This is a genomic window from Massilia sp. YIM B02763 (assembly GCF_030412015.1).
In the GTDB taxonomy this organism is placed as follows: Bacteria; Pseudomonadota; Gammaproteobacteria; order Burkholderiales; family Burkholderiaceae_D; genus Telluria.
In genome coordinates this window covers 41,502-62,302 of record NZ_JASNRD010000012.1, presented here as the reverse complement: position 1 = coordinate 62,302, position 20,801 = coordinate 41,502, and the positions used below count along the sequence as shown (strand labels likewise).

Genomic DNA, 20,801 nt, shown 5'->3' with positions numbered 1-20,801 from the left:
CCAATTTCGCAAGCGTTACGACAGCGCCAGCAACATTGGGTCCCTGCCTTCGCAGGGACGACGCGTCATTCGATCGTGCTTTCCTGATGCGGCGTAATCTTCCGCCCCTTCCCGCGCACCTTCCCCACCATCCTCCCCATCAGGTGCTCCGCATCGTCCACGTAGGTGAACACGGCCGGCACCACCAGCAGGCTCAGTAGCGTCGACGTGATCAGTCCCCCGATGACGGCGATCGCCATCGGCGAACGGAAACTCGGGTCGCCCGACAGGCCCAGCGCCAGCGGCATCATGCCCGCGCCCATCGCGATGGTGGTCATGACGATCGGGCGCGAACGCTTGTGGCAGGCGTCGACGAGGGCGTCGAAGCGATTCATGCCCGCCTTGCGCGCGAGGATCGCGTAGTCGACCAGCAGGATCGAGTTCTTCGTCACGATCCCCATCAGCATGATCAGGCCGATCATGGTCGGCATCGACAGCGCGCTGTGCGTCAGCAGCAGCGCCACGAAGGCGCCGCCGATCGACAGCGGCAGCGCGGCCAGGATCGTCACCGGCTGCAGGAAATCGGTGAACAGCAGCACCAGCACGCCGTAGATGCACAGCACGCCGATCAGCATCGCCAGGCCGAAGCTGGCGAACAGCGCCTGCATCTCCTGGGCGTCGCCCAGTTCCGCGATCTGCACGGAGGCCGGCAGGTTCTTCAGCGCGGGCAGGGCGCGCGCCTCGGCATTCACTTCGCCCAGCGAGCGGCCGTTCAATTCCACGTCCAGCGTCACGTTGCGGCTGCGGTTCAGGCGGTCGATCTGGGCGGGGCCGCTTTCCACCGTGATGTCGGCCACGTTCGCCAGCAGCACGGGGCCGTTCTTGCCGGGCACCGTCAGGCGGCCGATGGCGTCCAGGTCGGCGCGCGTAGCGTCCGGCAGCTTGACCCGGATCGGCACCTGGCGCTCGGACACGTTCATCTTGGCCAGCACCTGGTCGTAGTCGCCGGCCGTGGCCACGCGCACCGTCTCGCCGATGCTGGCGGCCGTCACGCCCAGGTCGGCGGCGCGCGCGAAGTCGGGGCGCACGATGATCTCGGGGCGCACCAGCGAGGCGCTGGACGTCACGTTGCCGATGCCGTGCAGGCCGCGCAGTTCGCGCTCGGCCTGGCGCGCGGCCGCGTTCAGCGCCACCGGGTCCTCGCTGCGCAGCACCAGTTGCATCTTGACGCCGGTGTCGGGCGGGCCCACCGTGAAGCGCGCGCCGGGAATGTCGGCCAGCTTCGCGCGCAGCGCGGATTCGATGGCGGCCAGCGATTCCTTGCGGTCGTCGCGGTGCACGGTGGTGAGCGTCAGCACGGCGCGGCGCGCCTCGGCCGCGGCGCCGGGGGCGAAGGCGTCGCCGCTGGAGCCGCCGCCGATGGAGCTGAACACGCCTTTCACGTTCTTGACGTCCATCGCGGCCAGGCGCACCCGCTCGGCCACGGCGCGCGTCTCGGCCAGCGTGGAGCCGGGCGCCAGCTCGACGTTGATCTGGGTCTGGGAGCGGTCGGCGGCGGGCACGAAGCCGGTCGGCAGCAGGGGCACCAGGGAAATGGAGGCGACGAAGAACAGGGCGGCCGCGATCATCGTCAGGCCGCGGTGCCGCAGGCACCAGCGCATGGTGCGCATGTAGCGCCGCATCAGCGGACCGTCCTTCTCCTCGTGGACCTTGGCCGGCTTGAGGAAGTAGGCCGCCATCATCGGCGTGAGCAGGCGCGCCACCAGCAGCGAGGCCAGGATCGCCAGCACGGCGGTCCAGCCGAACTGCTTGAAGAATTTACCCGGGATGCCGCTCATGAACGCTGTCGGCAGGAACACGGCCACGAGCGAGAAGGTCGTGGCGATCACCGCCATCCCGATCTCGTCGGCCGCTTCCAGCGCGGCCTGCATCGGCGTCTTGCCCATGCGCAGGTGGCGCGAGATGTTCTCGATCTCGACGATGGCATCGTCGACCAGCACGCCCACCACCAGCGCCAGCGACAGCAGCGTGACCATGTTCAGCGTGTAGCCGAACAGGTACTGGCCGAGGAAGGCGGGGATGACGGACAGCGGCAGCGCGGCGGCGGCCACCACCGTGGCGCGCCAGTCGCGCAGGAACCACCACACGACCAGCACGGCCAGCACGGCGCCTTCGTACAGCATCTCCATCGAGGCGTCGAAGTTTTCCTCGACCGGCGCGGCATTGTCGATCACTTCGCGCAGCACCACGTTGCCGTGCTTGCGCTGCAGCTCGGCCACGGCCGCGCGCACGCCGCCGGCGACATCCATCTCGCCGGCGCCGCGGGTGCGGAAGATCTCGAAGCCGACCACCGGCTTGCCGTCCTGCTCGGCGATGGCGCGCGGCTCGGCGACCGTGTCCATCACCCGCGCCACCTCGTCCAGGCGCACGCGACGGCCGTCGGGCAGCGGAATGTCCATGCGCGCCAGTTCGCCGGCCGTCTGCACGGTGGCCAGCGTGCGCACCGACTGCTCGGCGCCGCCGACGTCGCCGCGCCCACCCGGCTCCTCGCGCTGCACGTTGCGCAGCTGGCGCGAGACGTCCAGCGCCGACACGCGCAGCGCCGCCATCCGTTCGGCATCCAGCTCCACGCGCACTTCGCGGTAGACGCCGCCCACGCGCTTGACGGCGCCCACGCCGGGAACGCTGAGCAGGCGCTTGGCGACCGTGTTGTCGACGAACCAGGACAGGTCCGGCTGGTCGAGCGCGGCAACGCCATTCGCCTGGGTGGCCTGCGCCGTGTAGGTCAGCACGACGCGGCCGGCCGTCGTCGTCTTGGTGACGCTGGGGTCGCGCATCTCGGCCGGCAGGTCGGCGCGCACGCGCGAGACGGCGTCGCGCACGTCGTTGACGGCATCCGACAGGTTCTTCTCGAGGATGAACTCGACGGTGATGGTGGCCACGCCGTCGAGCACGCGCGTATAGATGTTCTTGATGCCTTCCAGCGTCGCGATCGAGTCCTCGATCTTGCGCGCGACCTCGGTTTCCAGCTGGGCGGGCGCGGCGCCGTCGAGCGTGGCGGTGACGGTGACGATGGGCAGCTCGATGTCCGGGAAGTCCTGCACCTTGTTCGCCTTGAACGCCAGCACGCCGGCGAAGGTGAGCAGGGCGAACAGCATGATCGCCGGGATCGGGTTGCGGATCGAGAGGGCGGAAAAATTCATGGTGCGCTCAGCGTCGGGCCACGGGGGCGGCGGCCACGTTCTTCACCAGGTCGCCGTCGTTCAGGAAGCCGGCGCCGCTGGTGACGACGGCCGTGGCGGCATCGATGCCCTGGACGACCTCGAGGCGCTCGCCCAGGCGCCGCCCCGTCGTCACCTTGACCTGGCTGACGCGGCTGTCGGGATTCAGGCGGAACACGTAGGAAAAGCCGTCGCGCACGACGACGGCCTGTTGCGGCACCGTCAGCGCTTCCGATTCGCCCAGCGCGAACTGGCCGCTGGCGAACATGCCGGCCTTGAGCGGCGCATTGGCGGCAAGCGCTGGCGGCAGGTCGACGTAGACGATGGCGAGGCGGGTCTGGGCGTCGACGGTCGGGGCCACCGCGCGCACGGTGCCCGTGACGCTGCTGCCGTTGGCGGCCTTCACGACGGCCTTCCGGCCCGGCGCGATGCGCGGGAGCTCGGCCGCCGTGACCTCGGCGCGCCATTCGAGCCGGCCCTGGCGGATCAGGCGGAACAGCTCCGTGCCGACGCCGGCCACGGCGCCCACGGTCGCGCTGCGCGCCGAGATGACGCCGCTGTCCGGCGCCACCACGCGCGCATATTGCAGGCGCAGGCGCTGCTGCTCGAGCGTGGCCTTGGCCGAGGCCACGCGCGCCTGCGCCGTGCGTTCGGTCGTGATGTATTGCGTGATCTGCTGGGCGCTGATCGCGCCGGATTCCTTCAGCGCCGCGGCGCGCTGCGCATCGGCGGTGGCGGCGGCGGCATTCGCCTCGGCTTCCTGGACGGCGGCCCTGGCCTGGGCCAGGTCGGCCTCCACCGTGCGCGCGTCGAACACGGCCAGCACCTGGCCCTTCCTGACCACGTCGCCGACGTTCACGCGCACCTCCTGCAGGCGCAGCCCGTTCGATTCGCTGCCGATCACGGCTTCCTGCCAGGCGGCCACGTTGCCGTTGGCGGCGAGGCCGAGCGGCAGGCGCGCCGTTTGCGGACGGGCCGTGGCGACGGCGAGGGCGGGCCGCGCCGCGGCGGGCTTGTTCTCGTCGGCGGCGCGGCTGGTGGCGAACAGGGAGACTGCCGCGGCCAGGGCAAGGAGGAGCGCGGCAGGGATGGCGAGGCGGCGATTGCGATCTGAAGTCATGGAATGTCGGTGAGTGGAAACCCAGGCTGACTGGGACTTCTACAGTGTAACAAACCATGCTGCATAGCCAGCGTTTTGTATGGACGCGTGCAGGGGGAGATGTCCGCGGAAAATCTTTCCCGCGTTGCCGCAGAAGTCCCCTGCCATGTGGCCTGGATGACGGCAAACGTCACTCTAATGCGACAGATTTCGACTACGTAGTTCTACTGTATTGCGGTGCACAAAAAATCGGACTATATTGGAACCGTCTCCTCCAGTTTTTCTCCGAAAAACCTGGATTACGGCCCGGTCCCCTGGACACGGGCCATTTTTTTTGCCTGTACGGCTGCAGCAAATCGAGCCCCTGCCTGCGCAGGGACGACGCAGTCAGCACGTCGTCCCTGCGCAGGCAGGGACCCCTAGTTCCTCTACTACGCGGCAACCTGCTCCACGTTGTCCCCCTGGAACGCGCCCGCGCGCCAGGTCAGCACCAGCGTGTCGCGATGGCCATGCTCGGCCAGCGGCTGGATGGGCGTCGATTCGTGGATGACGGCCGCATCGTCCAGCAGCAGCATGGTCCACGGCTCGGTCATCGTGAAGCGCTGGCCCTTCGGCCCGTCGGCCTCGAACACGCGCGTTTCTCCACCCTTGATGCCTTCGCGCCCGATCAGGATCACGGCCACGAAGTCGACGCCGTCGCGGTGCGCGCCTTCCGGGGTCGGGCGGCCGATGCCGTCGGCCGTGTCGATGCGGAACTGGTGCGCCTCGACGTACCAGGTCTGCGGCGCCTTGGCCTGCGAGCAGACCTTGCCGAGCGCGCGCAGCAGCTTGTTCCAGGCCGGCTGGGCGACGGTGGCCGGTTCGATCGGCACGAACAGGCGGTGCATGCCGCCATGCAGGGCGTTGTACTCGACCGGCTGCCAGTGCGCGCGGTGCGGGCTTTGCACGAGCGCGCCACCGTCGTCGACGAAGCAGGAGTGGCGCCGGCGGCGGTAGCGGCCGCCGTCCTTCAGGTAGTTGTCGAGTTCCAGGTGGTTCCAGCTTGGGACGAGGGCCTGCAGCTCGTCGATGGAACAGCCGGCCAACGCGGCCACGTCGGCCGGCGCCAGCAGCGCATAGCCGTCGCCGCGCAGGGCGTCGACGACGCGGGCGGGGTCGGTGTAGGGAGGTTGCGATGTAGTCATCCCGGTAGCGTAGCACCTTTTGCCGGGAGCGGTGATGAAGCGGCAGGGTGGACAGCTCCGCTGTCCACGCGTCCGATCACCGTTCGCTGTCCATGCGTCCGATCACCGTTCGCTGTCCAAGCGTCCGATCACCGTTCGCTGTCCATGCGTCCGATCACCGTTCGCTGTCCAAGCGTCCGATCACCGTTCGCTGTCCATGCGTCCGATCACCGTTCGCTGAACGCGTGGACGGCAGAGCCGTCCATCCTACCGAAGCCGGGTCCGATCAAAAGTTCTTGATAAGCGTGACCCGGAACGAGCGCGACTCGATCGGATGGAAGTGGATGTCCTCGCGCGGCTCGGCCTCGCCGCGCAGCTGCGACGCATAGTAGTAGTCGATCGCCGACACCTTGCGGTTCGCCAGGTTGAAGCCTTCCAGTTCCACGCGCAGGTCCTTGGCGATGCGGTAGCCGATGCGGCCGTTCAGCGTGGCGCTGGCCCGCGAGCGCACGCTGTTGTCCTCGACCAGCGGGCGCGGGCCGAAGTAGCGCAGGCGCAGCGCGCCTTCCCAGTCGCCCAGCTGGCTCACCGTCAGCGCCAGCTGGCCCACGCCCTCGACGGCGCCGGGGATGCGGTCCTGGCCCGCGTCCACGCCGCGCGAGCGGGCGCGCGCGAACGCGGCGTCGAAGTCCACCGACAGCCACTTGAACGGCTTGTAGTAGTTGGAGAACTCGATGCCGTAGCGGCGGCTCGGCGGTCCCGCCTCGGTATTGCCGGCGTCGCCGATATAGGTCAGCTCGGAATCGAAGTCGAGGCGGTACAGCGAGATCGCCGTCTGGTTCTTCGGGATCGCTTCCGTGCGCAGGCCGATCTCCATGCCGCGCGAGCGCACCAGGCCCGGCGTGCGGTCGACCGCTTCCAGCGTCTTCGGATCGACGGTCGCCACGGTGCCGCGCGCGTCGTTGCTGTGGAAGCCCGTGCCGTAGTTGAAGTAGAGCTCCGTGTCCTTCCACGGGCCCAGGGCGATGTTCAGCGAGGGGCTGGCGAGCGTGTCGTCGGCCTTGCCGGAATTCTCGGGGCGGTCGCTCTTCACGCGGAAGTCGTAGCGGTCGGCGCGCAGGCCGACGGTGGTGCGCAGCCACGGCGTCCAGCGCGTCGCGTTCTCGATCCAGGCCGCCTTGCTCGTTTCGCGGATGTGGTCCCGGCGCGTGATGCCGATCGTCTGGCGCGCCGCCGTGTGCGTCAGCGCGTTGAAGATATTGTCGCTCTGGCCCTGCACGCCGACGGTGACGTCGGACGTCAGCGTGTCGCCGCGGTGCGCGTGCCAGGTATGGATGGCATTGAAGCCGCTGGTGACGCGCCGGTCGGGCTGGGCGAACTGGTCGCCATTGACCGGGTCGTCCATGAAGTAGGTGAAGTTCGACCACAGGTCGAGCTGGTTGCGGATGACGTAGGCGTTCACCTTGGTCGCCGTGTCCGCCGTGGTCTGGCGCCACACGCCGGAGATGCTGTAGCGGCGCGCCTCGCCGCCGTCGGTCGGGTCGATGGCGTCGAAGCGGCCGATGGTCCCGTCGTCGACGGCGCGCTCGGGAATCTGGTCGGTCGAGTTCCACCTGCCGTGGTAGGCCATCGCCGTCACGCTCCAGCCGTTGTTGGCATAGCCGCGGCTGTAGCGCAGCACGGCGTTCTGCTTCCGGTAATTGTCGCCGCGCGTGAACGGGCCGTCGTTGTGCATCAGTTCCAGCGCGTAGGTGAGGGCGCCGTCCGCCGCATCGGTCGACCCGGCCACCGCCGCGCGGCCGTAGCCGTTCTGGCCGCCGCCGAGGGTGGCGACGTTGCGCACCAAGCGGTTGGCGTAGGTGATGGCGGCGCTGCCGGCCGAGGCGAAGTCGCCGTTGCGCGGCGAATACGGTCCCTTGGCATAGTCCAGGCGCGCGGTCAGCTCGGGGATGAGGAAGTTCAGGTCGGTCCAGCCCTGGCCGTGCGCATGGCTGCGCTGGTTGACGGGCATGTCGTCGACGAAGGTGGCGAGGTCGGTGCCGTGGTCGAGGTTGAAGCCGCGCAGGTAGAACTGGTTGGCCTTGCCTTCGCCGCTGTGCTGGCTGGCGATCAGGCCCGGCGTCGCTTCCAGCAGCTCGCCCGGGCGATAGATGGTGCGCATCTCCAGTTCCTTCTGGCTGACGCTGCCCGCGTTGGCGGAATCGGCGATGCCGAGCTGGCTGGCGCGCGAGCCCTCGACCAGCACGCGCTGGATCACGGGGTCGTCGGCAAAGGCGCAGGTGTGCGCGAACAGCGCAGCCAGGGCGCAGGGGATCAAGCGTAATTGCATAAGTCAGTGAACGGAAATCTCGATGCGGCCGGCGGAAAAGCCGAAGGTGCGCAGGCTGCCGCCCGCGGTGAAGTTGACGGTGTTGGCCTGGTCCGGGAGGAAGTCGATCAGCACGGCATTGTGGATGGTCTCGACCTTTTCGGCCGGCGTACCCGGCGCTTCCTGGAACACCGTCAGGCTGTCGGTGTCCACCGTGACGCCGACCCAGTTCAGGGGAATGCGCTTGCCGTCCTTGTCGGCCAGCCAGAACTGCTTGTCGATGTACTTGCGCACGACGGCCTGGTCGTCCGGGTCCGTCATGTCGAACTGGCGCTGGTACACGTTCATGAGCAGGGCCTCGACGTCGTGCGCCATATAGGTGTGCACGATTTCCAGGCTGCCGGTGCGTTCGTTGTGGCTGATGTCGGCGATGCCGGCATGGAAGCGGTGCGCCGGCGCGAGCGGACTCGCGGCGGCCACGACCGCCGCCAGTGCACCTTTCAGCATAGTGCGACGTGACGTCATTCGACCGCCTTACCGGCTTCGACCGCCTGGTCCGCCTTCCGTGCGGCGTCCTTGGCGTCCTTCGTCTTCAGTTTTTCTGCGTAGTCTTTCATCATGTCGTTCTGCGTCTGCTGCGACTTGAACAGCTCGAGGCGCGAAGGCTGGGCCTTGCGCGGCCAGCTGTTGTTGCTGGTGTCGATGTCGGCCGTCTCGAGATACGGGTCCTGCGTGAGCGCGACCATCGGCTCGTCGGTGACGATCAGCTTCGTGATCTTCTTCGGAGAATAGCGCCATACCTCGGCCGGGATGCGCTCGATGGTTTTCTTCCCGCTCCGCAGCTGGATCTCCAGCACGAGCGGGCTCACCAGGCCGCCGATGTTCGAGAAATCGACCAAGTATAAATGCTTGCCTTCCTTGAGCAGCGCCTTTTCCCAATCTTCCAGGCCCTCGACGGTCTCGGCGTACTTGTTGCGGTCCTTGTTCGTGACCGTGAAGTCGTCGTGCTCGTTGTAGAAGTCCTTCAGTTCCGGATGCGTATCGACGCGGCGGGCCAGGGTACCCTTGTTGCGCTGGTCGGTGATCGACACGGGTTGCGCATCCTTCTGGGCGCGCTGCCATGCCTTCTCGACTTCCGGATCCTTGGAGCCGATCGTGTACTCGCTGATGCCGTCCACGCTCACGTCCACGGCGTCGGTCGTGTAGAACCAGCCGCGCCAGAACCAGTCGAGGTCCGTGCCGGAAGCGTCTTCCATCGTGCGGAAGAAGTCGGCCGGGGTCGGGCGCTTGAACTTCCAGCGCTGCGCGTATTCCTTGAACGCGAAGTCGAACAGCTCGCGGCCCAGCACCGTCTCGCGCAGCACGTTGAGCGCGGTGGCCGGCTTGGCGTAGGCATTGCCGCCGCGGTTCGTCACGGATTCGGAATTCGTCATGATCGGCTGCTGGTTGCGGCTCTTCATGTAGTCGACGATGTTGCGGGCTTCGCCGCGGCGCGACGGGTAGTGTTCTTCCCAGCGCTGCTCGGCCAGGAACTGCATGAAGGAGTTCAGGCCCTCGTCCATCCAGGTCCACTGGCGCTCGTCCGAGTTGACGATCATCGGGAAGTAGTTGTGGCCCACCTCGTGGATGATCACGCTGATCAGGCCATACTTGACGTTCTTCGGATAGGTGAGGGCGCCCGTCTTCTTGTCCTTGGTCGGGCGGCCGCCGTTGAACGAGATCATCGGGTATTCCATGCCGCCGACGGGGCCGTTCACCGAGATCGCGACCGGATACGGGTAGTCGAACGAGTACTGGTTATAGCTGTCGATCGTGTGGATGATCGCCTGGGTCGAGTACTGCTCCCACAGCGGGTTGCCTTCCTTCGGGTAGTAGGACATCGCGAGGACGTCGGTGCCGCCCTTCTTGAAGCCTTGCGCGTCCCAGATGAACTTGCGGCTGGTGGCGAAGGCGAAATCGCGCACGTTCTTCGCCTTGTAGCGCCAGGTCTTGGTCGCGGTGGCGCGCTGTTTCTCGTTCGCTTCCGCTTCGGCCTGGGTCACGATGATGACCGGCTTGCTCGCGGTGCGCGCCCGCTGCAGGCGCTCGCGCTGGGCGGCAGTGAGCACGGCGTCCGCGTTCTGCAGTTCGCCGGTGGCGGCCACGATGTGGTCGGCCGGCACGGTGATCTCGACGTCGTAGTCGCCGAATTCCAGCGTGAACTCGCCGTCGCCCAGGTACTGCTTGTTCTGCCAGCCGTGGGCGTCGTAGTAGGCGGCCATGCGCGGGAAGAACTGGGCGATCTCGAACAGGTCGTTGTTGTCCTGGCCCTTCTTGTCGAAGCGCTCGAAGCCCATGCGGCGGCCCAGCACGTTCGTCTCCGGCACGTTGAAGCTCCACGCCACGTCGAAGGAGAAGCGCTGGCCGGGCTTCAGGGGCTGGGGCAGGTCGATGCGCATCATCGTCTTGTTGACGACGTGGGCCAGCGGGCGGCCGGACGTGTCGGTGACGGCGCCCAGCTTGAAGCCGCCGTCGAATTTGCGGCTCTCGACGAGGAAGCGGGCCGCCTCGTAGTTCAGGCCAGCCTGGCCACCGGGCGTGGCCGCCGTGCGCCAGGCGTCGCGCGACGGATAGCTGGAGATGTTGCGGTTGTCCGAATCGCTGCGGAACATGTTCTGGTCCAGCTGCACCCACAGGTAGGACAGTGTGTCCGGCGAATTGTTGTGGTACGTGACCGTCTCGCTGCCGCTGACGGCGCGCTTCGCCTCGTCCAGCGCGACGCGGATGCGGTAGTCGGCGCGCTGCTGCCAGTAGGCGTGGCCCGGGGCGCCGGAGGCGGTACGGGTGTCGGTGGGCGTGGGCAGCAGCTCGTCGAGCTGGCGGAACTTGTCGTCGAAGGCCTGGGCGGTGGCGTTCGACAGGGAGGCGATCAGGGCGAGGGTGGCGAGAGGGATGCGGATCATGGAGTAGGGTGGGCACCACGTGCCCACCATGTGTGACGGTGAGGTGATGGTGGGCACGTAGTGCCCACCCTACGGTGTGCGGACGGACGTTGAACGCGTGGACAGGGGACCCGTCCACCCTACGTCATTCCGTTTTCTGGGCTTCGGTCGCGGCGGCTTTGTCCTTCGCCGTGTCTTTGGTCTTCAGCTTTTCGTTGAAGTCTTTCATCATGTCCGACTGCTCGCGCGACGTCTTGAACAGTTCCAGGCGCGACGGGGTCGCCTTGCGCGGCCAGCTGTTGTTGCTGGTGTCGGTGTCGGCCGTTTCCCAGTACGGGTCCTGCGTGAGGGCGACCATCGGCTCGTCGGTGATGATCAGCTTCGTGATCTTCTTCGGCGAGTAGCGCCATACCTCGGCCGGGATGCGCTCGACGTACTTCTTGCCGCTCTGCAGCTGGATCTCGAGGATCAGCGGCGAAACCAGGCCGCCCACGTTCGAGAAGTCGACCAGGTACATGTGCTTGCCTTCCTTGAGCAGCGCCTTTTCCCAGTCTTCCAGGCCCTCGACGGTTTCGGCGTACTTGTTGCGGTCCTTGTTCGTGACCGTGAAGTCGTCGTGCTCGTTGTAGAAGTCCTTCAGTTCCGGATGCGCATCGACGCGGCGCGCCAGCGTGCCCTTGTTGCGCTGGTCGGTGATCGAGACCGGCTGGGCTTCCTTCTGGGCGCGTTTCCACGCTTGCTCGACTTCCGGATCCTTGGAACCGATCGTGTATTCGCTGATGCCGTCCACGCTCACGTCCACGGCGTCGGTTGTGTAGAACCAGCCGCGCCAGAACCAGTCGAGGTCCGTGCCCGAGGCGTCTTCCATGGTGCGGAAGAAGTCGGCCGGGGTCGGGCGCTTGAACTTCCAGCGCTGCGCGTATTCCTTGAACGCGAAGTCGAACAGCTCGCGGCCCAGGATGGTCTCGCGCAGCACGATCAGTGCGGCGGTCGGTTTCGCATAGGCGTTGTTGCCGAACTGGAGGACCGATTCCGAGTTGGTCATGATGGGCACCTGGTTACGGCTCTTCATGTACTCGGCGATCACGCGCGGCTCGCCGCGCGATTGCGGATAGTGTTCTTCCCATGCCTGCTCGGCCAGGTACTGCACGAAGGAGTTCAGGCCCTCGTCCATCCAGGTCCACTGGCGCTCGTCCGAGTTGACGATCATCGGGAAGTAGTTGTGGCCCACCTCGTGGATGATCACGCTGATCAGGCCGTACTTGGTGCGCTTCGAGTAGGTCAGTTCGCCGGTCTTCTTGTCCTTGGTCGGACGCGGGCCGTTGAACGAGATCATCGGGTATTCCATGCCGCCCACCGGGCCGTTCACGGAAATCGCCACCGGGTACGGGTAGTCGAACGAATACTTGTTGTACTCGTTGATGGTGTGGATGATCGACTGGGTCGAGTACTGGCCCCACAGCGGGTTGCCTTCCTTCGGATAGTAGGACATGGCCAGGACGTTGGTGCCGTCCTTCTTGAAGCCCTGCGCATCCCAGATGAACTTGCGGCTCGACGCGAACGCGAAATCGCGCACGTTCTTCGCCTTGAAGTGCCAGGTGCGGGTGCCGTCGGCGCGGGTCTTTTCCTTCGCCTCGGCTTCGGCCTGGGTGACGATGACGACCGGCTTGGTGGCGGTGCGCGCCTGCTTCAGGCGGTCGCGCTGGGCGGCCGTCAGGACGGCGTCCGGGTTCTGCAGCTCGCCCGTGGACGCGACGATGTGGTCGGCCGGCACGGTGACCTGCACGTCGTAGTCGCCGAATTCCAGCGTGAATTCGCCGGCGCCCAGGAACTGTTTGTGCTGCCAGCCATACACATCGTAGTAGGCGGCCATGCGCGGGAACCACTGGGCGATCTCGAACAGGTCGTTCTTGTCGTCGAATTTCTCGTAGCCCGAGCGGCCGCCGAGGATCTTCGACTCCGTGATGTTGTAGCTCCAGTCGATGCCGAAGGACAGGCGCTGGCCCGGCTTCAGGGGCTGGGGCAGGTCGATGCGCATCATCGTGCGGTTGATGACGTAGTGCAGCGGGCGGCCGCTGCCGTCCTTGACCGCCTTGATGTCGAAGCCGCCCGGGAAGGTGCGCGCTTCCAGCGTGCTGCGGATCGCGTCGAACTTGACGCCCGTTTCCGGCGTGGCGCCTTTCCAGGCGTCGCGCGAGGGCAGGGTGGCGGTGGTGCGCGCATCCGAACCCGGCTTGAAGAGGTTCTGGTCGAGCTGGACCCACAGGTAGGTCAGCGCGTCGGGGGAGTTGTTGTGATACGTGATCGTCTCGGCACCCGTGATCGTGCGCTTGGCCTCGTCCAGCGTGGCGCGGATCGTGTAGTCGGCGCGCTGCTGCCAGTAGGCGTGGCCCGGCGCACCGGAGGCGGTACGGATCGTGGTGGGGGTCGGGAGCAATTCGTCGAGCTGGCGGAACTTGTCGTCGAAGGGTTCCGCTGCGATGGCAGACATGGTGAAGCACAGTGCCGCCAAACCGATCGGCAAACGTATCATGTTTTCCCTGTATTTATGGTTGAAAGAAAGAAAATATTCTAGTCTTGCGTCCTGATAATGAGGATCTTGATTTGTAACAAGGCTGTTACAAAGACCTTGTGCTAAATAAAAGCAAATTTTTTAAGGGCGCAGGTGCCGCCAGCAAATTTATATATGTCTATACCTCTGAAAAACGTTGCGTTTTCGGTACTCCAGGCAAGTCACGCGGGGATTTCGCTATCGATTTCGACCAGGCGAGACAATCAGAGAGATTCCGTAATGGCAAGACTCTTATAATAGTGAAATCATAGTTGTTTAGTTTGCATATAGTGTCCGGGGAAGAGGATGGATGCCTTCACGCTCGTCGTTGCCGCAGCGCTCGCCAGTTCGATCATGGCCGGCAGCATGGGACTGCTTTATCTGGCGAGTTCGCGCCAGCGCTCGCTCGTGCATTGGGCGCTGGCCGGCATCTTCTTTGCCCTGAACAACAGCATTGCCGCCTACATCATCCATGGGCATGACGCCGGCCCCATGTTCGCCGGCCTGGGCAATGCGCTGCATGTCGCCGGCCAGTTCGGCATGCTGGCCGGCGCGCGCCGGCACCTGAACCTGCGCCCGGGCTGGGGCTGGTTCGCGGCGGTGTCCACGCTGGTGCTGGCGGCGCACGGCTTGCCCTACCTGAGCGCGTCGCCGGTCCACCGCCTGTACTTGATGACGCCGGTCGTGGTCACGATCAACCTGGCCACGGCCTGGCTGCTGTGGCGCGGCAGCGAGCGCGAAGCCCGCCCCGCCTACCTGCCGCTGATCGTGCTGGAGTTGTTGTCGGGCCTGCAGATGGCCATGCGCTGCGCCGCCATGGCGGCCAACGATGGCCATGCCCCGGCCTTCCTGGGCGGCCAGTTCCTGCTGACGACCGGCGCGCTGTCGATGCTGGTCTTCCTGTCGGTGGGCACCATGGGGTGTGCCCTCATCGTGACCCAGCAGCAGACGCTGGCCCTGCGCCGCGCCTCGCTCACCGACGTATTGACCGGATGGCTGAACCGGCGCGCCCTGCACGACATCGCCACGCGCGAATTCCGCCGCTGCCGCCGCACCGATACGCCCGCCTGCTTCCTCACCTTCGACATCGACCACTTCAAGTCGATCAACGACCGCTACGGCCATGGCGTGGGCGACGCCGCCATCCGCCACGTCACCACGCTGTCGGCACGCGTACTGCGCGGCTACGATGCGCTGTTTCGCACCGGCGGCGAGGAATTCGCCGTGCTGCTGACGGGCGGCACCGTCGACGACGTCGGCCACATCGCCGAGCGCCTGCGCGAAGCGATCAGCCAGTCGCCGCTGCACGCGCAGGGCCAGGCCGTGGCGATGACGGTGAGCGTGGGCGTGGCCGCGCTGGAAGCCGGCGACCACAAGTGGGAAGACATCCTGCGCCGCGCCGACGAGGCGCTGTACCACGCCAAGCAGCACGGGCGCAACCGCGTCAGCGTGTACGGGCGCGACGTGGTCGCGCGGGCGGCGGGGCAGAGGCTGCAGCTGGTGGGGAAGTGAGCGTGCCGGCGTCGTCGGAAGGCGATGCCGATGCGGGGGGATGACCCGGGATCTGCTGCAAGCGGGAGAGGATCGCTTCGCTCTCCCGGCGGAACGCGTCGAGAATGTGCTGGAGCTCGCCGACTGCGCGGGCGTGCCGGGCATCGAGCGGTGGGGCGTCGTAGGAAATGCGGTTGACGGCGCCGGATGTCGATGCCGTGGCTGGTCCGGCGTGCGTCGCCGGCTCCCAGGCATCGGGCGGCACCTGGCGCTTGACCGGCACGAACGCCACCTCCAACCCGAAGAACTCGCCGATCCGGTTCAACGTCGCTACCGTCGGATTTCCTTTCCCCAGCTCGAGCGCCTTGACGACGCGTGCGCTGACACCGCGGTGCTGCGCGAATTCTTCCTGCGTCATGCCGGCGATGGCGCGCATCTCGCGCACGCCTTCGGTCAGCGACAGTCGGGCTGCCGCTGCCACGTCGAGCAGGCGGTCGCGCCGCTGCCTGGCCTGCTGCTTGTCGATCGGTTTTCTTTTGCTCATGTCTACCTCAAGGCCAGCAGTTGCTCACGTTGCGCCGTGACGCTCGGCGTCACGAAGCCGACGATGTCGTCGTCCACGCCGGCATCGCGCATGCAGTCGGTCAGTGTCTCCAGCCGTGCGCCGAAGCCGACCAGCGCCTCGACGACTTGCGCATGCTCCGCTGCCGGCAGGGCCATGTGCGCCAGCACGTCGGTCCAATTCCGCAGTTCCCGGCGCGTCCCCGGCGCGTACCAGCGCGCGGCGCGGGTGATGCCTTCGGGGTCCAGGTACATCGGCGCGAAATCGAACAAGGGCGTCAGCCGGGTAACGCCATCGACAGTCTGCACGGCGGTATTGCGTGCATGGTTGTCCGGATTGCGCATCGCCAGGTTCAGCACGTCGCGCCGGATGAATTCGATCGTTTCCTCCAGCGGGGAATCGACGACGCGGCGGATCGCCGCCAACAGCTGGAACTGGTCGGGCTGGATGCCGAAGCCCGCCAGGCCGGCGATGGATGCCGCGCTTTCCTGGTGAAAGCGCAGCACGCGCCCATCCTGCGCACGGCGGTCGAAGCGGGGAATGAACAGCATGTCGCCACGCAGCTCGGGGATATCGAAGCTGCGGATGCCCATGCGGCGCGCGACGTCCAGGTAGCGCGCCTCGTTGCGCAGCACCTTGCGGTCGGCGTCGAGCGGTCCGCGCGGCCGCTTGACGATGTAATGGCGCCGGGCCCGGTCGTCCGGCAGGGCGGCATCGGGATACCAGTTGCCGTCATGGGCTTCGGTCAGCAGGTACTTGGGGGCGACGCCCTGGATGCCGGTGCCGCCGGTGGCCAGCATCCCGTACACCATCATGGTTTCGTGGAAGTCGGGCGGGCGCGCGAGCAGCGCATCCAGGTCGAAGCCGGAAGCGGCAGCCTCGTGCCGTTCGACATGCGCTTCGAAATACGTGACGGCTTCGCGGATGCGCAGCCTGCCGATGGGATTGAAGGCGCCGGCGCACAGCAGCGGCACATCGGATGCCTGGGCATCCGGCAAGCCAAGCTGGCCGAGGAGGAAACGGCGTCCATTTCCCTGCGGGACAAGGTCATACAGGAAGGCCGGCCAGTCCGCCAGCACATGGCGCGTGGCATCGACCGGCAAGGCCAGCGAAACGGGTGAGGGCGCGGGGCGGAATGCGTAATCGAAGTCGTATTCGAAGACGCAGCCGGAGGCGCGGAAGCCGTGGCGAACGCCGTCCGGGAAGCTCGCCTCGGCAGCTTCGATCCATTCACCCTCGTGAAAGATCTCGATATGGCAGTCCATCTCCGCTTTCCCATCGCCTGCACAAAGTGCATTAAAAGATACTCGCGGAGTATAGCAAATCCAATCCGGTGCAACATCGCACGGATTTGCCGCCGGATGGGCGCGGGCGGCCAGGGCGGGAACCGGCGCGTGCCGGTCCCCGCATGCCGCCGCTAGCGGTCGCTGCGCCGCGCCTGCAGCGCATCCAGCCTGGTGCCGCGGCCCGCGGCCCGGCCCCAGACGGTCTCGATGCTTTCCACCTGGATCAGCGTCGCGCCCAGGCGCAGGCTGCCGTTGGAAAACTCGACGCCGCCCATGTAGTGCCGTCCCGGCGCCAGTCCCGACCAGGTGTAGCTGGCCGAGGCGGGACGGTAGGCGAACACGGTCGAGGGCGTCAGCATCTTGAGGTTGCCGGTGCCCGTCTGGCCCGGCGCGATCACCCAGCTCGACAGCTTGGCGGTGGCGGTGCCGCCCACCGGGGTGCGGGCCACCACGCAGACGATGTACTCGCCCGGGTCCGGGTTCGGGGACTCGATGTCCTCGGCCGAGGAGAACAGGTTGACGCTGCCCACGATCAGGTTGCCCTGGCCGTCCAGCAGCAGCAGGTTCAGGTCGTCGCCCGAGCCGCCGCTGGCGTCCTCCTCGTACAGCGCGAAGCGCGCCCCGACGGTGCCGGCCGGGATCGTGACGCGCTTGTAGCTGACGCTGTCGCTGCCGCCCGCGGCGCATTCGGCCACGCCGTAGTCGCTGGAGTTGTTCGCATGCAGCGTGTACGTGTCCTGGGTCGCTTCGCGCAGACCCGCCACCTTGGCGGTCAGCTTGCCGTTGTAGGCGGTGGTGACGCTCACCGTCTTGTTGCCCGACGTCCCTTCCGAATAATAGTAGTCGTCCGGCGTGAACAGCGCGGTGCGGGCCGTGAGCGGGCTGCGCACGCGGTGCGTGCCGTCGCTCCAGTCCAGCGTGCCGTAGGCCCAGGCGTTGTTGGCCGCGCTGGTGCGCTTGAGCGTCACGCTGTAGTCGGCGCTGGCCCCGGGCGCCAGCGTCAGGCTGGCCGGCGCCACGGTGACGGCGAAGCCGGGCAGGCTGGCGCTGGCCGTGTAGGTCGCTTGCGCGCCGCCCACGTTGGTGACGCGGCGCTTGATGGTCTGCGTGTCCGCCACGTTGGCGGCGGTGACCGACGCCAGGTTCAGGTCGTAGTCGGCGACGGTGCCGACGCCGCTGCACACGGAAGCCGGCACGCTGTACGAACCGAGGCCGCACAGGAAGCGCTGGTAGTCGGTGGCGCCCAGGTCGTACACCAGGCCAGGATCGGCGGCCGGCGTCGGCGCGACGTGGCCGGCGCCCTGGCCGAACGCGTTCTTGCCGTTGAAGTCGGCGGGCAGGCCGTCGTCGACGGTCGGCGTCGCGGTCGTCATCAGCGCCGACTTGATCGCCGCCGGCGACCAGTCCGGGTGCTTCTGCTTGAGCAGTGCCGCCAGGCCGGACACGTGCGGCGTCGCCATCGAGGTGCCGCTGGCATAGGCCCAGGTGACGCCGCCGGCCGCGCCGCCGGCGGCGATGGCGTCGTGCTGGGCCGGCGTCAGGTCGGGCGCGAAACCGGCCAGGATGTTGACGCCGGGCGCCGCCAGGTCGGGCTTGAGCACGCTCGCCGTCGCCATGTTCGGCCCGCGGCTGGAGAAGCGGGCCAGCTTCGGCGCGGCTTCCGGGTTCGGCACCAGTTCGGTGGCGCCGATGCCGATGGTCAGCGCCGGTGTGACGGCAGCACTGATGGCGGCGCCGTCCTTGACCGACACGTGCACGGTCGGCACGACGAAGTCGTTGATCACCAGGCCGTTGCCGTCGTCCACCAGTACCATGCCGACACCGCCCGCTTCCCGCACGGCGCGGCTCTTGTCGACCATGGCGTTCTTGCCGCGCTGGCAGATCACCACCTTGCCCGCCACCAGGGCAGGATCCAGGGCGGCGTTGCTGCTGGCGCCGTTCGCCAGGCGGTCGGCCTCGGTATAGCAGAGCCGGCGCGCCTCGCGGTCGCCCGACGCCAGGTTGGCGTAGGGGATGGTGCCGGCGTCGCTGGACAGGATCGCCGGCGCGGGCGCCAGCGCCGTGGCGTTCAGCGACGCGCCCGTATAGCGTACGCCGGTGCTGAGCTGCACCTGGGCGCCCTGGATGCGGTCCGTGGTCGACGCCGCCACCGTCGTCAGCCATGGCGACGGGTGGTTGACGGCATTGCCGGGGCCATAGTTGCCGCCCGCGACGGACACGAACACGCCGGCATTGGCGGCGCCGAGGAAGGCCTGCTCGACCGGGTCGTCGACCGAATCGCTGCTGCCGCTGATCGAGTAGCTGAGCACGTCGACGCCGTCCAGCACGGCCTGTTCGATGGCCGCGACGGCCGAATTGGTCGAGCAGCCGTTGCTGGCGCTGCCATCGTCGTTGGCGCTGGAAAAGCAGATCTTGTACATGGCCAGGCGGGCGCGCGGCGCCATGCCCGACGTCGTGCCCAGGGCCGCGCTGCCGATGCCGGCCGCTACGCCGTTGTTGCCGGCGGCGGTGGACGAGGTATGCGTGCCGTGGCCGCCCTTGCCCTCGGGGCCGGCCAGCGAATCGCGCGGCGAATCGAATTCCGTCCAGTGCGGCGCGCGCCCCGCGTCGGCCAGGAAGTTGTACGCGCGCGCGCCGATCAGCTTGTTGTTGCAGGCGTCCGCGCCGAATCCCGGTCCGGCCTGGCAGGCGCCGTGCCAGCGCGCGGGCGGCGGCCCGTAGGCGGGCGTGCCGTCCGGATCGTGGGTGGGGGCGCCCTTGGCATCGACGCGGTCGGCGAACGCGGGATTCTCGGGCCAGATGCCGGTGTCGATGACGCCGATGATCATGTCTTCGCCGGCATGTTCCTTGCCGCCGAGCTGGCTCCACAGGCCGCCCGGCCGGTCCAGGCCGAGGAAGGTGGGCGTATAGCTCGTGGCCGGCGCGAAATACGTATCCGAACGGACGGCCACGACGCCGTCGCTGTGCTTGAGCGCGAGCGCCTCGGCCTCCGTCAGGCGGGCGACGAAGCCGTTGTATACCACCTTCAGGTCGTGCAGCAGCGCGCCCGGCGGGAGTGCGGCGAGCGCGGCCGCGCGCCGTTGCTGCAGGTACTGCATGTAGTTCTGCACGGCGACCGATTGCGGGTTGATCAGCGAGCCGGCCGGCGGCTTGGTCGCGGCCAGGCCGGCAACGCCGCCGGTGTACGACGCCACCGGCTTGTCGCCGAGCTGGACGATGTAGGTGCGGCGCGGCGCATCGGGAGCAGCAGCGGCAGCGGCGGCGGTGCCGCCGGCAGTCGCGGCCAGCAGCAGGGGCAGGACGAGCAGGCGGCGCATCATGCGGCACCCCCCGCCACGCCGGCGGCGGCGCCCGTGCGGCGGCGTCGGCGGCCGATGGCTGCAAGCAGGCCGAGGCCGCTGCCGAACACCAGCCAGTCCTGTGGCTCCGGCACGGCCTCCACTTGCAGGTTGTCGATGGCAAACTGCGCCAGGTTGTAGCTGGTCGCGCCGTTCACGCAGTTCAGCCCGTCGTCGAACACGCAGGCGCTGATGGTCAGGCTGGTCAGGTTCAAGCCGCTGAAGACGCTGTCGAGCTGCCAGGTATCGAAGATGAAATTACCGTCCAGGAATTGCCCTGGCAGATTCATATTGCGGGTCACGGGATCGTCGCTGCCTTCCGCCGTGGCGCTCAGCACCAGCTGGCCGTAGCTGAGATTGGGCAGGTCGTAGGTCGGCGCGACGAAGGCGAAGTCGAGCGAGAAGAGGTGGAACGCCAGGCCGTCGCCGCGCGCCAGCGTCAGCGAGCTGTCGTTGAGGCCGGCGTAGTAGTGGCTCTGGTTGAAGAAGCTGCCGGGACAGGTGACGATGCTGCAGGCGAGGCGGTCCGAATGGTCGACGATCACGCCGGCCGCGCCGGGCTCGTAGTCGGGCAGGCTCTGGGCGTAGGCGCTGTCCGCCACCGTCGCCGTGTAGCCGGCCGTGGTAAAGCGGTCGCGGCCGGCATAGGCGGTGTCGCCGCTGCCGAGCACTGGCGTCACGATATTGGTGTGCGTTTCGAAGTCGAGCGTGGTGGCGAAGGCCGGGGCTGCGCCTGCGCACAGGCTGCATGCAATGAGAAGGGATTGAACAACGCGGCTGAGACGATGATGCTGGAAAGGCATGGTCCGGCTCCTGAAAACGTTATCAAAAAGGAATTGCAAATTTATGATAGCGTTAACATTGCCCTGTCATAACCGGATA

General features: G+C 67.3%; 13 protein-coding genes. 2 read left to right on the top strand and 11 right to left on the bottom strand.

Translation table 11 applies throughout. From position 1 onward, the window contains the following. Nucleotides 1-65: 65 nt before the first annotated feature. The 7 genes from QPK32_RS16040 to QPK32_RS16010 all read right to left on the bottom strand — a co-directional run bounded on the left by QPK32_RS16040 (nucleotide 66) and on the right by QPK32_RS16010 (nucleotide 13,182). Nucleotides 66-3,182 (bottom strand): efflux RND transporter permease subunit, encoded by a 3,117-nt coding sequence (locus QPK32_RS16040; RefSeq protein WP_290413793.1) that lies wholly within the window; start codon nucleotides 3,180-3,182, stop codon nucleotides 66-68. A 7-nt stretch (nucleotides 3,183-3,189) separates the two neighbouring features. Next, on the bottom strand, nucleotides 3,190-4,320 hold the full coding sequence (locus tag QPK32_RS16035; protein ID WP_290413792.1) for an efflux RND transporter periplasmic adaptor subunit: 1,131 nt from the start codon (nucleotides 4,318-4,320) through the stop codon (nucleotides 3,190-3,192). Between the two features lie 410 nt (nucleotides 4,321-4,730). After that, nucleotides 4,731-5,483 carry a 2OG-Fe dioxygenase family protein gene (locus QPK32_RS16030; RefSeq protein ID WP_290413791.1) on the bottom strand — a complete coding sequence of 251 codons (753 nt, stop codon included), beginning with the start codon at nucleotides 5,481-5,483 and terminating at the stop codon, nucleotides 4,731-4,733. A 265-nt stretch (nucleotides 5,484-5,748) separates the two neighbouring features. Then, nucleotides 5,749-7,791 (bottom strand): TonB-dependent receptor domain-containing protein, encoded by a 2,043-nt coding sequence (locus tag QPK32_RS16025; RefSeq protein ID WP_290413790.1) that lies wholly within the window; start codon nucleotides 7,789-7,791, stop codon nucleotides 5,749-5,751. Nucleotides 7,792-7,794: 3 nt separating this feature from the next. Next, on the bottom strand, nucleotides 7,795-8,277 hold the full coding sequence (locus QPK32_RS16020; RefSeq protein WP_290413789.1) for a DUF6702 family protein: 483 nt from the start codon (nucleotides 8,275-8,277) through the stop codon (nucleotides 7,795-7,797). A 14-nt stretch (nucleotides 8,278-8,291) separates the two neighbouring features. Then, complete coding sequence (locus QPK32_RS16015) at nucleotides 8,292-10,712, bottom strand: M1 family metallopeptidase (protein ID WP_290413788.1); 2,421 nt, start codon at nucleotides 10,710-10,712, stop codon at nucleotides 8,292-8,294. A 124-nt stretch (nucleotides 10,713-10,836) separates the two neighbouring features. Continuing rightward, complete coding sequence (locus QPK32_RS16010) at nucleotides 10,837-13,182, bottom strand: M1 family metallopeptidase (protein ID WP_290413787.1); 2,346 nt, start codon at nucleotides 13,180-13,182, stop codon at nucleotides 10,837-10,839. A gap of 366 nt (nucleotides 13,183-13,548) precedes the next feature. Here QPK32_RS16010 and QPK32_RS16005 point away from each other — a divergent pair, with 366 nt between their 5' ends. Further along, nucleotides 13,549-14,754, top strand: coding sequence for a diguanylate cyclase (locus QPK32_RS16005; RefSeq protein WP_290413786.1), 1,206 nt, complete (start codon nucleotides 13,549-13,551; stop codon nucleotides 14,752-14,754). On the opposite strand, the gene QPK32_RS16000 is transcribed toward QPK32_RS16005, so the two are convergent. From QPK32_RS16000 to QPK32_RS15985, 4 genes are all read right to left on the bottom strand, one after another. After that, on the bottom strand, nucleotides 14,687-15,277 hold the full coding sequence (locus tag QPK32_RS16000) for a helix-turn-helix domain-containing protein (RefSeq protein ID WP_290413785.1): 591 nt from the start codon (nucleotides 15,275-15,277) through the stop codon (nucleotides 14,687-14,689). The two genes, QPK32_RS16005 and QPK32_RS16000, sit on opposite strands and share 68 nt — an antisense overlap. A 2-nt stretch (nucleotides 15,278-15,279) precedes the next feature. After that, nucleotides 15,280-16,560 carry a type II toxin-antitoxin system HipA family toxin gene (locus QPK32_RS15995; protein ID WP_290413784.1) on the bottom strand — a complete coding sequence of 427 codons (1,281 nt, stop codon included), beginning with the start codon at nucleotides 16,558-16,560 and terminating at the stop codon, nucleotides 15,280-15,282. Between the two features lie 152 nt (nucleotides 16,561-16,712). Beyond that, the gene (locus QPK32_RS15990) at nucleotides 16,713-19,901 is read right to left on the bottom strand and encodes a S8 family serine peptidase (protein ID WP_290413783.1); all 3,189 of its coding nucleotides are present in this window, start codon (nucleotides 19,899-19,901) and stop codon (nucleotides 16,713-16,715) included. Further along, a complete protein-coding gene (locus QPK32_RS15985; protein ID WP_290413782.1) occupies nucleotides 19,898-20,599 on the bottom strand; it encodes an NF038120 family PEP-CTERM protein in 702 nt (233 codons plus the stop codon). The genes QPK32_RS15990 and QPK32_RS15985 overlap by 4 nt, the downstream gene beginning before the upstream one ends. Nucleotides 20,600-20,608: 9 nt before the next feature. On the opposite strand from QPK32_RS15985, the gene QPK32_RS26705 reads away from it, so the two are divergent. Beyond that, a complete protein-coding gene (locus QPK32_RS26705; protein WP_290413781.1) occupies nucleotides 20,609-20,794 on the top strand; it encodes a hypothetical protein in 186 nt (61 codons plus the stop codon). The last annotated feature ends 7 nt before the right edge of the window (nucleotides 20,795-20,801 follow it).

What these genes read in the sequence shown, in the direction of transcription:
- QPK32_RS15990 (WP_290413783.1), bottom strand. Translation starts at nt 19,901, where the DNA reads ATGATGCGCCGCCTGCTCGTCCTGCCCCTGCTGCTGGCCGCGACTGCC.
- QPK32_RS16025 (WP_290413790.1), bottom strand. Translation starts at nt 7,791, where the DNA reads ATGCAATTACGCTTGATCCCCTGCGCCCTGGCTGCGCTGTTCGCGCAC.
- QPK32_RS16005 (WP_290413786.1), top strand. Translation starts at nt 13,549, where the DNA reads ATGGATGCCTTCACGCTCGTCGTTGCCGCAGCGCTCGCCAGTTCGATC.
- QPK32_RS16020 (WP_290413789.1), bottom strand. Translation starts at nt 8,277, where the DNA reads ATGCTGAAAGGTGCACTGGCGGCGGTCGTGGCCGCCGCGAGTCCGCTC.
- QPK32_RS16035 (WP_290413792.1), bottom strand. Translation starts at nt 4,320, where the DNA reads ATGACTTCAGATCGCAATCGCCGCCTCGCCATCCCTGCCGCGCTCCTC.
- QPK32_RS16010 (WP_290413787.1), bottom strand. Translation starts at nt 13,182, where the DNA reads ATGTCTGCCATCGCAGCGGAACCCTTCGACGACAAGTTCCGCCAGCTC.
- QPK32_RS16030 (WP_290413791.1), bottom strand. Translation starts at nt 5,483, where the DNA reads ATGACTACATCGCAACCTCCCTACACCGACCCCGCCCGCGTCGTCGAC.
- QPK32_RS16040 (WP_290413793.1), bottom strand. Translation starts at nt 3,182, where the DNA reads ATGAATTTTTCCGCCCTCTCGATCCGCAACCCGATCCCGGCGATCATG.
- QPK32_RS16015 (WP_290413788.1), bottom strand. Translation starts at nt 10,712, where the DNA reads ATGATCCGCATCCCTCTCGCCACCCTCGCCCTGATCGCCTCCCTGTCG.
- QPK32_RS15995 (WP_290413784.1), bottom strand. Translation starts at nt 16,560, where the DNA reads ATGGACTGCCATATCGAGATCTTTCACGAGGGTGAATGGATCGAAGCT.
- QPK32_RS16000 (WP_290413785.1), bottom strand. Translation starts at nt 15,277, where the DNA reads ATGAGCAAAAGAAAACCGATCGACAAGCAGCAGGCCAGGCAGCGGCGC.